Origin of the sequence: Nocardia sp. NBC_01503 (assembly GCF_036327755.1) — a bacterium.
Classification (GTDB): Bacteria; Actinomycetota; Actinomycetes; order Mycobacteriales; family Mycobacteriaceae; genus Nocardia.
Map to the genome: position 1 here is coordinate 5,838,396 of NZ_CP109596.1, position 13,483 is coordinate 5,851,878.

16 protein-coding genes are annotated in these 13,483 nt (G+C 63.0%); 12 read left to right on the forward strand and 4 right to left on the reverse strand.

Translation table 11 applies throughout. The annotated features are described in order from the left end of the window. The first annotated feature begins 54 nt into the window (after positions 1 to 54). The 7 genes from ectA to OHB26_RS26515 all read left to right on the forward strand — a co-directional run bounded on the left by ectA (position 55) and on the right by OHB26_RS26515 (position 5,727). Positions 55 to 639, forward strand: coding sequence for a diaminobutyrate acetyltransferase (gene ectA, locus OHB26_RS26485; RefSeq protein ID WP_442942720.1), 585 nt, complete (start codon positions 55 to 57; stop codon positions 637 to 639). Next, a complete protein-coding gene (ectB, locus tag OHB26_RS26490) occupies positions 639 to 1,913 on the forward strand; it encodes a diaminobutyrate--2-oxoglutarate transaminase (RefSeq protein ID WP_330185795.1) in 1,275 nt (424 codons plus the stop codon). The genes ectA and ectB overlap by 1 nt, the downstream gene beginning before the upstream one ends. Beyond that, on the forward strand, positions 1,910 to 2,305 hold the full coding sequence (locus tag OHB26_RS26495) for an ectoine synthase (RefSeq protein ID WP_330179956.1): 396 nt from the start codon (positions 1,910 to 1,912) through the stop codon (positions 2,303 to 2,305). The genes ectB and OHB26_RS26495 overlap by 4 nt, the downstream gene beginning before the upstream one ends. A 23-nt stretch (positions 2,306 to 2,328) precedes the next feature. Beyond that, positions 2,329 to 3,213: an ectoine hydroxylase gene (gene thpD, locus OHB26_RS26500; protein ID WP_330179957.1), complete on the forward strand. Its 885-nt coding sequence runs from the start codon at positions 2,329 to 2,331 to the stop codon at positions 3,211 to 3,213. A gap of 110 nt (positions 3,214 to 3,323) precedes the next feature. Next, positions 3,324 to 3,770 carry a MarR family winged helix-turn-helix transcriptional regulator gene (locus OHB26_RS26505; RefSeq protein ID WP_330179958.1) on the forward strand — a complete coding sequence of 149 codons (447 nt, stop codon included), beginning with the start codon at positions 3,324 to 3,326 and terminating at the stop codon, positions 3,768 to 3,770. Positions 3,771 to 3,868: 98 nt separating this feature from the next. After that, positions 3,869 to 4,315 carry a hypothetical protein gene (locus tag OHB26_RS26510; RefSeq protein ID WP_330179959.1) on the forward strand — a complete coding sequence of 149 codons (447 nt, stop codon included), beginning with the start codon at positions 3,869 to 3,871 and terminating at the stop codon, positions 4,313 to 4,315. A 158-nt stretch (positions 4,316 to 4,473) separates the two neighbouring features. Continuing rightward, on the forward strand, positions 4,474 to 5,727 hold the full coding sequence (locus OHB26_RS26515) for an amidohydrolase (RefSeq protein ID WP_442943043.1): 1,254 nt from the start codon (positions 4,474 to 4,476) through the stop codon (positions 5,725 to 5,727). Between the two features lie 18 nt (positions 5,728 to 5,745). Here OHB26_RS26515 and OHB26_RS26520 read toward each other — a convergent pair whose 3' ends face one another. The 4 genes from OHB26_RS26520 to OHB26_RS26535 all read right to left on the reverse strand — a co-directional run bounded on the left by OHB26_RS26520 (position 5,746) and on the right by OHB26_RS26535 (position 7,647). Further along, positions 5,746 to 6,228, reverse strand: a complete 483-nt coding sequence (locus OHB26_RS26520) for an MmyB family transcriptional regulator (RefSeq protein WP_330179961.1) — start codon at positions 6,226 to 6,228, stop codon at positions 5,746 to 5,748. A 539-nt stretch (positions 6,229 to 6,767) separates the two neighbouring features. Continuing rightward, on the reverse strand, positions 6,768 to 6,965 hold the full coding sequence (locus OHB26_RS26525; protein WP_330179962.1) for a hypothetical protein: 198 nt from the start codon (positions 6,963 to 6,965) through the stop codon (positions 6,768 to 6,770). Positions 6,966 to 7,064: 99 nt separating this feature from the next. Further along, complete coding sequence (locus OHB26_RS26530) at positions 7,065 to 7,313, reverse strand: hypothetical protein (protein WP_330179963.1); 249 nt, start codon at positions 7,311 to 7,313, stop codon at positions 7,065 to 7,067. A gap of 7 nt (positions 7,314 to 7,320) precedes the next feature. Further along, the gene (locus tag OHB26_RS26535; RefSeq protein ID WP_330179964.1) at positions 7,321 to 7,647 is read right to left on the reverse strand and encodes a hypothetical protein; all 327 of its coding nucleotides are present in this window, start codon (positions 7,645 to 7,647) and stop codon (positions 7,321 to 7,323) included. Positions 7,648 to 7,904: 257 nt separating this feature from the next. Between OHB26_RS26535 and OHB26_RS26540 the strand changes: the two genes are divergently transcribed. The 5 genes from OHB26_RS26540 (at position 7,905) to OHB26_RS26560 (ending at position 13,443) form a co-directional block, all read left to right on the forward strand. Next, on the forward strand, positions 7,905 to 8,780 hold the full coding sequence (locus OHB26_RS26540) for a helix-turn-helix domain-containing protein (protein WP_330179965.1): 876 nt from the start codon (positions 7,905 to 7,907) through the stop codon (positions 8,778 to 8,780). Further along, positions 8,777 to 8,983, forward strand: a complete 207-nt coding sequence (locus OHB26_RS26545) for a DUF397 domain-containing protein (RefSeq protein ID WP_330179966.1) — start codon at positions 8,777 to 8,779, stop codon at positions 8,981 to 8,983. The genes OHB26_RS26540 and OHB26_RS26545 overlap by 4 nt, the downstream gene beginning before the upstream one ends. Positions 8,984 to 10,034: 1,051 nt before the next feature. Next, positions 10,035 to 11,732, forward strand: a complete 1,698-nt coding sequence (locus tag OHB26_RS26550) for a hypothetical protein (RefSeq protein ID WP_330179967.1) — start codon at positions 10,035 to 10,037, stop codon at positions 11,730 to 11,732. An 80-nt stretch (positions 11,733 to 11,812) separates the two neighbouring features. Beyond that, positions 11,813 to 12,628: a hypothetical protein gene (locus tag OHB26_RS26555; RefSeq protein WP_330179968.1), complete on the forward strand. Its 816-nt coding sequence runs from the start codon at positions 11,813 to 11,815 to the stop codon at positions 12,626 to 12,628. Next, on the forward strand, positions 12,625 to 13,443 hold the full coding sequence (locus OHB26_RS26560; RefSeq protein WP_330179969.1) for an ESX secretion-associated protein EspG: 819 nt from the start codon (positions 12,625 to 12,627) through the stop codon (positions 13,441 to 13,443). Before OHB26_RS26555 ends, OHB26_RS26560 begins: the two co-directional genes overlap by 4 nt. Positions 13,444 to 13,483: the final 40 nt, after the last annotated feature.

The following is a 13,483-nucleotide window of genomic DNA, read 5'->3' on the forward strand; positions in this document are numbered from 1 at the left end:
CGTAATGTAGTGAAAAGAGGACCTCAAACTTCATTCGCCAACCTGGAAAGGGTCATGCAGACCCAATTCACGAAATTCGACGCACTAGTTCGACAAATCGCTCCGGGGCTACCACCGGTTCTGTCGCCGGTCCGACTGATTCGTGGCGGGGACACAGTGATCCTGCGCACTCCGGATCTTGACGATGGAGCGCGGTTGTGGCGTATCGCCGCGAATTCGGGAGTTCTCGACACCAATTCGAGTTATGCCTACCTGCTGTGGTGCCGGGATTTCGCGGCCACTTCGGTGGTCGTCGAAATCGACGGCGAGGTGGGCGGATTCGTCATCGGCTACCTGCGCCCACAACAGCCGGACACCTTCTTCGTCTGGCAGGTCGCGGTAGAGCACGCGCACCGCGGTAAGGGCCTGGGCGTGGCCATGCTCGACTTCCTCTTCGACGGCCTCGCCGAGCATGGGGTTTCCGCACTCGAGACCACTGTTTCACCGGACAACGCCGCCTCCATCGCGATGTTCGGTGCCCTCGCCCGGCGCCATGGTGCCCCGCTGACCCGTCGCCCACTGTTCGGTCCCGGCCATTTTCCGGACGGCCATGAGCCCGAGCATCTGTTCCGTATAGCACCCGACCAGGAGGTTGGATGATGACTACCCTCGATATGACTATCTTCGACGAACTCGAATCGAATGTGCGCGGCTATTGCCGGTCGTGGCCGACGGTATTCGATACGGCCTCCGGCGCCTGGCTGCGCGATGAGGAGGGGCGCGATTATCTCGACTTCTTCGCGGGTGCTGGTGCGCTGAATTACGGCCACAACAATCCCGTGCTCAAGCAGGCCCTGGTGGATTACATTATGGCCGACGGTATTACGCACGGTCTCGATATGTCGACCGTTGCCAAGCGTCGACTGCTGCAGACGATTCAGAGCACGATCCTGGCGCCACGCGATCTGGATTACAAGGTGCAGTTCCCCGGACCCACCGGCGCGAACGCGGTCGAGGCGGCCCTGAAGCTGGCCCGCAAGGTGACCGGCCGGACCGCGATCCTGAACTTCACCAACGCCTTTCACGGGATGACCCTCGGTGCGCTCGCGGTCACCGGTAATGCCGCCAAGCGGGCCGGCGCCGGTGTGCCGCTGTTGCATGCCACACCCATGCCCTATGACGGCTACCTACCGGACGCGGCTGCGGATCCGTTCGCCTGGATGGAGGCCATCCTCGATGATGCCTCCTCGGGCGTGGACAAGCCCGCCGCGGTGATCGTCGAGACCGTGCAAGGGGAGGGCGGGGTCAATATCGCACGCCCCGAATGGCTGCGCGGCTTGGCCCAATTGTGCTCCGCGCGTGAAATTCTGCTGATCGTGGACGATGTGCAGATGGGTTGCGGACGCACCGGGCCGTTCTTCTCGTTCGAGGCCGCCGACATCACTCCCGATATTGTCACGTTGTCGAAATCAATTGGCGGATACGGGCTTCCGATGGCGCTGGTGCTCATGAAGCCCGAGCTCGACCAGTGGGCACCGGGTGAGCACAATGGCACCTTCCGAGGCAACAATCCGTCCTTCGTGACCGCGCAGGCGGCGCTCGAGCACTACTGGTCCGATACGCTGCTGAGCGCGGCGACAATGGCCAAAGGTGAACTGGTGCACCGCAACCTGAGCGAGCTGAGCTCGGCATACGAAGGTCTCTCCACCCGTGGACGAGGTCTGGTGCACGGCTTGGTCTTCGATGAGCCCTCGCAGGCGGGCAAGGTTTGCCAGGTCGCCTTCGAGCGCGGACTGCTCGCCGAGACCTCCGGTGCTTCCGACGAGGTGGTGAAGCTACTTCCGCCACTGACGATTACCGATCCCGAACTCGAACACGGCCTCGGCATCCTCGCCGAATCGGTGGCCACGGTCTGTGAAGGAGCACTGAAATGATCGTGCGCACCACCGCGGAGATCACCGGCACCGATCGCGATGTGGCGGAGGCGGGTTGGCGTAGCAAACGCATCGTGCTCGGCGGCGACGGCGTGGGCTTCTCCTTCCACGAGACCACCATCGAGGCCGGAACCGAGCACGAATTCCACTACCTCAACCATGTGGAGGCGGTGTGGCTGGTCGAGGGCACGGGCACGCTCGAGGATCTCGACAATGGCGTCACCTACGAACTGGGCCCGGGGTCGATGTATCTGCTGAACGGGCATGAGAAGCATCGCCTGCGCACCGATACCCGCATGCGCATGCTGTGTGTGTTCAATCCGCCGGTCACCGGACAGGAAGTGCATGACGAGCACGGGGTCTACCCGCTCGTCACCGTCTCCGCAGACTAGTCAATGATGGGAATTCGCAAGGAATGTCGTCGCCGACCCACACCCTGATCGATCGCTACCCCACCCGTACCACCGGACCCGCACCGCATCTGGAACGGGCAGATCCGTCCGTATGGGGTGAGGTCGGCGTACCGGCGCTCGCCAATTTCGAGACCGATGGATTCGCGATTCTGGATTCGCTGCTGGATCGCGAGGAGGTGGCTGTCGTGGCCGCCGAGCTCGACCACCTGACCCGCGACCCGGAGTTCCTGCTCGACGAGCGCGTCATCATCGAGAAGGAGTCCAATCGCGTCCGGTCCGTGTTCGAGGTGCACAAGCTCAGCACGGTGGTCGCGAATCTGGTGCGCGAGAATCGAATCGCCGGGTTGGCGCGCCAAATCCTCGGTTCCGAGGTCTATATTCATCAGAGCCGTATCAACTTTCTGCCGGGACTACGTGGGACCGGTTTCTACTGGCACTCGGATTTCGAGACCTGGCACGCCGAGGACGGTATGCCCGCCCCTCGGGCAGTCAGCCTCTCCATCGCCCTGACCGACAATTTCCCGTTCAACGGCAGTCTGATGCTGATGCCCGGATCCCACCGCACCTTTGTGCCCTGTCAAGGTGAAACGCCGGATGCGCACTACCGAAATTCCCTGCGAGAGCAGGAGATCGGCATTCCCTCCGAAAGCGATATCACCGAGCTCGCGGGGAGGCACGGCATTGCCCAGTTCACCGGCGGCGCGGGTTCGGCGCTGCTGTTCGACTCGAACATCATGCACGGCTCCTCGAACAACATCACGCCCTTCCCGCGGTCGAATCTCTTCATCGTGTTCAACAGTGTCGAGAACACCCTCGAAGCCCCTTATGCGGCAAGGAATCCCCGCCCCACCTACATCGGCAGTCGGGACTTCACCCCGATCGCCTAGCCGATGAGCCGACCCGCCCCGCCGACCGCATCGATCCGGTCGGCGGGGCGATCGGCGTTCAGGCGCTGTCGCGGTGCGAACCGGGACCGGCGGTGCGAGAGGATGGGTCGGTGACCACCGAAAGCGATCACCCCGAACCGCCGCCCGCGAGCGTGTCGATCATCGTGCTGACCCTGGCGCATCGTGTCGAAGCCGAGCTCGGTGCGGCCCTGACGCCGCTGCAGCTCACCGTTTCCCGGCTGGCGCTGCTCGGTCATATCGCGAGCGTGCCCGGTGCGTCGTTCAGTGATCTGGCCCGGATGGGTGCGATCAGTGTGCAGAGCGTGCACACCGCGGTGAAGGCGATGGTGGCCGCGGGGCTGGTGCGCGATCGCACGGCGCGGGCGGGTTCGGCCTCGATCATCGAGTTGACGGCGAAGGGGAAGCGGTTGCTGAGCTCCGCGCAGGAGGTCGTCGCGGAGGTGGATGAGCGGCTGTTCGGTCCGGCCGCCGATCCGTTTCAGCGCCGGGTCGGTGTCGCCGTCCTGTCCGCGTTCGCCGCCCGAAACGTCTCCTGATCCTCGCTTTCCGCATCCGCGGTGACCTTTCCCACAACCTTCAATGAGGCTGAAGCCTGACGCTATGCTTCAGCCGGACTGAAGGTTGGAGGATTGTCATGCAGAAGGTCCTGCTGTCGATACACGTACTGGTCGCCATTATTTTCGTGGGCGGATCCGCTGTCGCCGCAAGCCTGTTCCCGCGCTACGCGCCATTGGCGGAGACCGCGGCAGTTCCCGCACCCGAGCGGAATATCGCTGTCGCCAAGGCATTTCATCGCATCACCGGCACCTATGCGGTGCTGGCGCTCACCGTCCCGATCGTGGGCATCGCGCTCGCGGCACTCCAGGGCCGGATGGGCGAAATCTGGATCACCATCTCCATGGGACTCACCTTCGCGGCGGGTGGGCTGCTGGCGGCCTTCATTCATCCGCTTCAGCGCGAAGCTCTCAACCGTCCCGACGACGGGCAACGTTTGCGCACGCTGTCCATGACCTCCGGCATCTACAACCTGCTCTGGGCGGCCGTGGTCATCCTCATGATCGCTCGCCCCGGCGCGCACTGAGATCGCCGACTTCCCCTGTGCGCCGAGAGGTATGGGCGTATCGGGCCACGGGAGAAGCGGCAGAACAGTATGTTTGTACGGTCGCCCTGTGGCTGCCTCTGATCGGTGCCGAAGCTGCAACGCGTGTAGTTCTCTTCTACCGGGAGGGATTTGTCGTGATTGGTGCCGTGTCGTGGATCAACAGTCGAGTCGCAAGCATCAACGCGGATCTTGTGGAGCTGTACCGGGATCTGCACGCACACCCCGAACTATCCTTCGCCGAACATCGCACCGCGGGGATCGTCGCTCGGCGCGCGCGGGCGCTCGGATTCGAGGTGACCGAGGGCGTCGGCGGGACGGGTGTGGTTGCGCGACTGGTGAATGGGGCCGGTCCGGTGGTGCTGCTCCGCGCGGATATGGACGCGCTGCCGGTGCGTGAGCAGACCGGACTCTCCTACGCGTCGACCGCTGTCGATCCGGCGAGCGGTGAACCGGTGATGCATGCCTGCGGCCACGATATGCATACCGCATGTCTGCTCGGCACGCTCGATGCGCTGATGGAGGCCCGCGCACGATGGTCGGGCACCGTTGTGGCCGTATTCCAGCCCGCCGAGGAGGTCGGGCGCGGCGCGCGGGCCATGGTCGAGGACGGTTTGTTCGAACGCTTCGGGAAGCCGGAAATCGTACTGGCGCAGCATGTTCTGCCTATCCCGGTGGGTACCGTGGCGACCCGTTCGGGGGCCTTCCTCGCCGCCAATGACAGCCTGCGGATCACCCTGCACGGCCGCGGCGGACATGGCTCACGGCCCGAGACGACCGTCGATCCGATCGTGATGGCCGCCGCCACCGTACTGCGTCTGCAGACCATCGTCTCGCGTGAGGTCGCCGCCGCGGATCAGGCCGTCGTGACGATCGGCAGTCTGCACGCGGGTGTCAAGGAGAACATCATCGCCGATGAGGCCGTGCTCGGGGTCAGTGTGCGCACCTACTCCGCGGAGGTGCGCGACCGGGTGGTCGAGGCGGTGCGGCGCATAGTGTGCGCGGAGGCCGAGGCCTCGGGCGCGGACCGTCCGCCGACCATCGAGCTACAGATGCGGCTGCCGGTGACCGCCAATGATCCGGTCGCGCTGGAGAAGACGCGCGGTGCGCTCTCTGCCGCACTCGGGGTGGAACGGGTCCTGGATATAGCCGCCTTCCCCGCGAGCGAGGATGTCGGCATCCTTGCCGAGGCTGCCGGTGTGCCCCTGTCCTTCTGGTTCTTCGGCGGCGCCGATCCCGCGAAATTCGCTGCCGCAGAACAGAACGGCACCGTCGAACAAGATATCCCGATGAATCACTCGCCGTTCTTCGCGCCGCTCGCCGAACCCACGATCGACTGCGGCGTCACCGCCTTGACCGCGGCGGCGTTCGCCTGGCTGGACTCGAACCGGTAAGGACACAACACCTTTGGTCTACTCGCGGACCTGAGCGTTCTCGGTCGGTCGCACCTGTTCGCCGACCGCGTCCAGACCCGCGAGCAGTCGCAGCCCGTCCGCGGCGGCGCTGTCGGGCGCGGCGGACAGCACGATCAACTCCATACCCGATTCATTCGGCAGCGCGAAGTTCTCCTGATGCAGCTCCAGTAAGCCGACCAGTGGATGCCGATATGCCTTACGCCCGTGGGTCCGGGCGCGCACATCCGCGCGCGCCCACAGTCGGCGGAAACGCTCACTGCCCATGGACAGTTCGCCGATGAGTGAGGCCAGGCGCGGATCGTCCGGATACTCGCCCGCGGCCAGGCGCAGCTGCCCGACGACATCGAGGGTGCACTGTTCCCAATCCGCGTAGTGTCCGCGCTCGGCCTCCTCAGGCCCCCCGTTTTCGACACGCACCGGCGAGAAATCAGTACCGAAACGCGAGTTCGACACATAGGCGGGGCTGGGATTCGGCCACATCGCACACTCCTTCCGAACGCGGGTAGAAATTTGCCTTTCGCTGCCCCAGTTGCCAACCCACCCCCTGTTTGCGACACGACGCGGTGGGAAGCCGCGAAAAATTCGTGATCATACAGCCGGCCGATGCCGGGGCTCAATACCGCCCGGCACATCTTTCCTCGATGATCAAGGCCGGTGTGCCCCGGCGACCCAAGCAGGGCCACAAAAATCGCAGAAGATCTCCTTTGTTTCTGATCACGGACTCCGCGATCCGGGTGGGTGCGCGAACGTCACCGACACCCCCTGAAGTGCATCCATGGATCACCGTCTGGACGTTGTCGCCGGGAATCGCCTCGCCGGACTCCTCTATGTTCCTGACCGGTGGTGATCGCCGAGTCGGCTGTTCGCGACTACCAAGTACTCCCGGAATTTCGGCCGATTTTGGACAACTTGGCCCGAAATCGGGACACCCGAAACGCAAGCACAACCAGGAGAGGGGCACCCGCCGAAACGGGTGCCCCTCTCCTGATTTCTCGGAAGTGCTCGGAATGCGTCTCTACCTACGCGCGGTGCCGCCCATGCAGGCGATGCAGATTGTGCACAGGGACGCGGCGGAACGAATCGGCGGCGCTGAAGAGCGGGCGCTCGTCGTGGATTGACGGCATGGTGGACCGGTCAAGGCAGATCCTCCACCCGGCGGCGGCAATGATCCCGATCCACGACAGCGCAACAGCTACGAACAGGGCCAGACCGGACATGGAAACCCCCAGAAATGCAGTACAACACCAGTATTGGATCGACGTCATGTTTCGCCGCGACATGCGTGAGCGGCAGCGGCCACCCGCGCGGGGCTCCGATCAGCCCGCATTCAACGACAGCGGCCAGCCCTCACCGGTATCCGCATCAAGCACTTCGGGCGGTTCTACATCGATCACGAGATCGGGCAGTCCGGCTTCGTCGAGCACCGAGATGTCGTCGGCGGCGAGCCGGACGAGCGCGGAGATCCTGAACGAAGGCCCGACACGCCCGTCCCGCCAGACGGGAGCCCATGACCCATCGCGGTACTGAATCCAACCGGTGGGCCGCTCGTCACCGATCAGCGCCACTACGTCATCAATGTCCATCGGAACCGGTCCGCGAGTAGACGTTTTCGGGACTCACGGTGAACACGTCCACCGCTTGTCGAAGATCCCCCGGGACGGTACCGCCCTCGAAATGCGTTGTGCTCGGGACGAATACGGCTTCGGCGTTGATGCGAGCGATCGTGGCCTTGAGCCCCGCGAGGAGCGGCTTTCCGGTCCTGCCGTCGATGACGATCATCTTCGCGAAGTCGAACCCCCGCAGCGCCGCAGTGCTACGAACCTTGGTTTCGTCCCACGCCTGCCGTGCGCCGCTGATATCGGATCGGACGTAGCCGATCGCGGTTGGCCGAAACTTCATGATGTGTGTCCGTTCTGCTCGGTGTTCCGTACCGGCTGACTCATGCGAGGATCGACGCGACTACCGCTATCCCCGTGCGGGTTCCGCGCTCCTGCCCATGCGGCTATGGTTGCGCAAAGGAACAGCCCAGAGAATCCCGATACGGGACGATCCCAGGATTGCCACGAATGCCCAGCACGATTCCTAGGCGTCTCATAGGCTGATTCCCATAGTGGGAAACTGCAGGCCACACCGTTGGGAAACCAAAGGGGGACGAGATGCCGAGCAAGGCAAACCTCAGCGGCACGACGCTTCCACGTCGACAGCTAGGCAAAGCGCTACGGGATGCACGCCAGGCGCGAGGGATGACCCTCGATCAAGTGGCGCATGACACCGAGAACAGTCGATCCACCCTGAGCAGGGTAGAACTCGGGCAATACGACAAGATCAAGGTCCGTGAGATCGAATACCTTTGCCGGTACTATTCCCTGCCAGACGCGCAGAGCCAGTACCTCATGTCGCTTGCGTCGCAAGCGAATACAAAGGTCTGGTGGCAGGACTACCGCCATTTGCTCGATCCCGGATTCAGTACCTACCTCGAACTCGAGTCGTACGCAAATCAATTCAGCTTCTATCAGCCGCTCATCATTCCGGGCTTGCTCCAAACCGCCGACTACGCCCGGGCTGTTCAATGCCTCTTCGCGCCCGAGGACTCACCCGTAGAAGTCGACCAGCGCGTCGAACTGCGGATGCAGCGCTCCGCACGGCTTACCCGGCAACATTGGCCCGTTCGCGCCGAATTCTTGTTGCACGAGACCATCTTTCATACGATAGTCGGCTCGGGGCTGACCATGGCGGCGCAGTGTCGGCACATCGCAGATATGAGCACCCGTGAAAATATCTTGGTCCGGTTTGTGCCCTTCTCCGCTGGCCTGCCGACCGGCAGCGCCATCCCTCCCTTTATCGTCCTGGAATTTCCGGAGAACGAGCCATCTGTGGTCTATACCGAGGCCGCTATCGGTTCGATGACGTTCGAGGACGAAGAAGACGTGAAGCGCTTCCAGGCGCTGTACGGCACCCTCCGACATGCCGCGATGGAGCAGCAACCATCTCGGGATCGAATCAGGAAAATAGCAAGGAGATACGAACAGTGACCATCGACCTTACCGGCGCGGACTGGTTCAAGTCGTCGCACAGCGGCGGCAACAACGAATGCGTAGAAATCGCTTGGCTCGCAGGAGGTCATGTCGGGGTTCGCGATTCAAAGAATCCCGATGGCCCGGCGTTGGTGTTCGCCCCCGGTGAGTGGGACGCCTTCGCCGCCGGGATAGAAGACGACGAGTTCAAACGCGTGTAAGTCTCAACGGACGATGCCGGGGAGTTCAGCGCAGTGCTGGGGCTCCCCGGTTCGGTCTGTCCGCGCATCACCCACGCCAAGCCTTCGTCTCCCATGCCCTGTCACGCTGGAATCGTTATCGGCTGTGCTGCAATAGGATTCGATTGTCCGCACCCGCCACATGCTATGCGCGAAGGAACGGCTGTAGCCGGTCCCGGCTTGCGTCACGTCCTCGGCTACGGCATCTTTACCAGTGGTGTGCCGGGAAGTCTGGTCGGCGGCGTGGCTCGAGCGGTGGGTCGCGTGTTCAGTTCGACTGGCTGGTGGGGGATGCTGATGCCGGGGTGTGAAGTAGCGGCGTTGCGCGGACCGAAAGACGCTCCAGCGTGGGGAGAAGCCTGGTGACCGATCCGAACAACATCTGGGGTGGGAATCTCAAACAGCAAGCCGTCGACGGCGGGTTCGGTCTCGCGTTCGACCCCTCGGTCGCGACCACATTGTCGGCGGAGTGCGCGTCCATGCTCAGCGCGGTTGAGGCCGCCGCCGCCGCGATGGCGACCTCGAGCCAGCTGAAGGCGCTGAGTCAGAAGACGGCGGGACCGCAGTTGGCGACGATCGTCAACACTGCCGCAGCCGATCTGAACGACCGACTGCTGAACGGGAATCGAACGATTCTGACCGATATGGGTGAGACCTTCGTCATCGCAGGTGGGTTGTATAACAAAGCGGAAAGCGATTCGCAGTCGGCGTTTCTGAAGCTGAAGAACGGCGCGAGTCCTGCTGCGGTTGACTTCCAGGGTGCGGACCTCCCGGGCTGGAAGCCCTCCAGTGGGCGTGGGCACGAGTACTTTTCGCATTCGGCCGAACGTGACTACGCCAACTCGTTGGTCACAACCGGTGAGGCGACGTCGCTCGGTGGGCTCGCCAAAGAAACAGGTGTGACCCTCAAGCCGTCGACGGTCGACCTCGACGGCAACCGGGGCGAGGACTACAGCTGGGACGAGTTCGCCGCGCACTACGACTACGTCGACGGGCAGCAAATCCCCGGACAACTAGAGCATTTCGCCGATTCATGGAAGAAGGCCGCCGACATCCTGCGCGCCCAAGCCGAGACGTTCCACAAGGCATACGATCCGCTCCTGCAAAGCTCGCTCAATGGCGCGAACGGGTCGGGGGGGCGTGGGCATCGCCCGCGGCGGGCCGCGCCAAAAGCGCGCTCAACGACTACCTGAGCGGGTTGACCCGGCTGATCAGCGGCATGGATCTGATGAGCCGCAATCTCGCGGTCACCCAGGGCTGGATGCTGCGGCTGCAAACCTTCCTCCCGCTGAATACCTACGAGGTCTACCGCGCCAACAACTCCGCGCGGCGTCTGGATGAGGACCTGCGTCAGATCCGCTCGGCCTGGGACAGTTGGTTCGTCGAGGGTGCGAAGCTGACCGCCGGCAATATCCCCGAATTCGCACCGGTACGCAGCACGGTCACCACGCCCAGCGCGGGCCTGCCCACCTCATTGTCGGAACTGCTGATCGGCGACCAGACACCGGGTGAGCAGCTCGACCCCCTGCGCATGCTCGAGAATCTCCGCAACGGAGTTCCCTACGAGGTGGTCAACCCCGACGGCAGCCACACCATCATCACGCCCAATCCCGATGGCACGACGACCACGACGAAGTCGACCACCGCCCCAGACGGCAGCGTCACCACCGTCTCCACGACCGGGGACGGGGCACCGGTGACATCGGTGTCCACACCCCGCAACGACGGCAGCGGCATCATTGACACCGTCACCACCAACCCGGACGGCACCGTCACGACCACGGTCTCCACCCCGACCGGCGACGGCCGACTCAAGAACACCACCACCAACGCGGATGGGACCACCGGCCTCGAAACCGCTGTCACTGAACTGCCCGAAGGCAAGCTGCTCACCGAAACCGTCGACCCCGACAGTGCAACGGTGACCAACACACTCACCCAACCCAACGGATTCAGCTATACCGAGACCTACGGCATCGACGCCGACGGCAACCCGAGCCTGCTGTCCACCAACGACAGCAGCGGGACCCGCTCCACCGTCGCCTCCGACGGTGCGATCTCCACTCAGTTCCCGGACGGAACCTGGGCCAAGACCACCCAACTCCCTGACGGCAGCGCATTCACTCAGTTCAGCGACGGTACGATCCGGGCGTCCGAGCCCGGACAACCTGTGTCGACCTGGCAGGCGGTCACGTCCTTCCTCGGCTTCGAGGGGCATCCCAACACCACTTGGGGCGGCATGTCAGCCAGTGGCATCGCCGCCGGGCTGGAGGAAGGGGGTACATCGATGGCAGCGAAAGCCGCGATGATGGCAGACACCTCGCGGCTCCTCGGCCAAGGAGCCCTACAGGACCTCGCCGACGGCACGGGTCTGCCTGGAAAACAGACATCGGTGGCGCTACAGATCGGCGACGACGCCACCAAACTCGCCACCAACGCCAAATGGCTCGGCGGCGTTGGAAAATTCGGCGGTCCCCTGGCGACGATCGGATTCTCCACATACAACTCGTGGGACGATTACAACAATGGACTCAAGACAGGTTGTGCAGCGATCGGCAATGGACTCGGATCTTCAGCCGGAGGCATTGCGGGTGGGATGGCGCTAGGCGCACTCGGCGGGGCCTGGTTGGGGCCGCCGGGCGCGATCGGCGGCGCAATAATCGGCGGCCTCGTCGGTGGCGCAGGCGGCGGTATGGCGGGCGAGGCAACAGCGAAAGCGGTGTGTGAATGAGCCGTTCGAATAATTCAATTCAACGTTCGGCAAACGTACCCTGGCCTCCAGGCTTCGGTCCCGAGAGTCGCAGGCGCGCAATGTTGTTCGGCGCGTTACCGGTGATCTTTGTCATGGCTGTCATTTCGGTATGGATGATGATGTCGGGTCTACGCCAAAGTAATACCGGACAAGCGCTGATCGGAGCGGCAGGTTCTCTGCTCTTTCCGATCGCTGCCCCTATGGCGATCCGCGTGTACCAAACCAGACGAACTGTCGTACCTGTCATTCATGCTGGACATAATATCGATGGCGAAATCGCATTGCCCATCCCGAGATGGCGGTGGTTCTCGTTAATCGCCGGGCTGTTTTCCCTGGTTATTACCGTCGCAGCCATTCTCTTCTTGTTCGCGCTGACGTTCCCCGACTCCGCTACGATGAATTATCGATTGCGTAGCCCATTGGTTGTTCCACTCCTTCTAGTCGTCGTGCTAATTGGTTCATGGCTTCTGGCCCGCGTGCTCTATGCTGCAACAAGAGTGCAAGGGCTATGGTTGACATCAACCGGGGTTTATATGAGCAACGGACTCATGTATCAGGCCGTCGATTGGGATGACATTCTGGAAGTCCAGGCAGCTTCCCGGCCCCGATTCGCCACGATCAAGCTGACAGCGCGACCCGGCGCTGTCGATCTCGTCTGGAAGTCCTGGTGGATACGTAAAAGTAGCCATCGATGGCTCGTGGAGATCTATACCCTTGAATTCGATATGGATTCTGCGCTCCTCTATCACACGATCCGCTACTACTGGAAGAATCCGGAATTTCGGTCGGAATTTGAGTCCGATGCGGCGGTCAAGCGTGTTCGACGTGGCAGGGTCCTCGATACCGGTAACAACCGTCGGGCGGCTGACTCGTGACGCATGTGTGGCGGTTCACCGAGGTCGAGTTTGCCCTGCTTTGGCGGGATACGATCGGCGACCAGTTGCCCGCGCCATTTCTATTCACCTCACGCGCCGCGTCCCCGCAGGAATACCGTGCGACGCGGCAGTCGGCGCGGGAAAGTTTGCAGGAAAAGATGACCCGCGAGGTCACCGACATCATCGATGCGATGGCCAAATCGGATCTGCACCTGTCGGTCTACGGTGGTGATGATCGTGACCCGATCCACTCGGGATCGATGATTCGCGTGCTGGCCACCCGCAAGGGCGAACGCGGATACCTTGTCACCCAGCTGCCAGGTGTCTCGTATTTCGATCGAGGTGGATACACCATCGCTCAATGCGACCCGCTGCGGCTGGCCGACAAAATCGTGGAGTCACTTCCGGATGTACCTGCAGCGGCCAGAGGCGATATTGAACTCACGTCGTCCGACGCCCATGCCATGCTCTATGTCGATCGGTCCGAGGCCGACGACCTGGAATACGCGTCCTCCAGATCTGTGGTGGACCCCTATGAGGACGAAGTATCTTCGCGGTCGGCACGGTTCCTACGGGCTCCGGCAACGAACTCGGGCGAGATTCAAATTACGCAGGGCAGCTCGATATTCGGGCCGCGTGGTGTCAAACGCCACACCGTCGGCTGGCGCGACCTCGACGGTCACGGCCGCTATGTCATCTCCGACCGCCCCGCCGCAGCTCTGGCTGCCGACCCGAAACGGTTTGTGTCGGTGCTGAACTCCCGGATCGCAGCGGTAGTCCACGCCATCAAGGAAGAACGCGAGCATCTGCACTGACGCCGGTCACCGGCTTGTGCTCCAGCGCAATCGACACCAC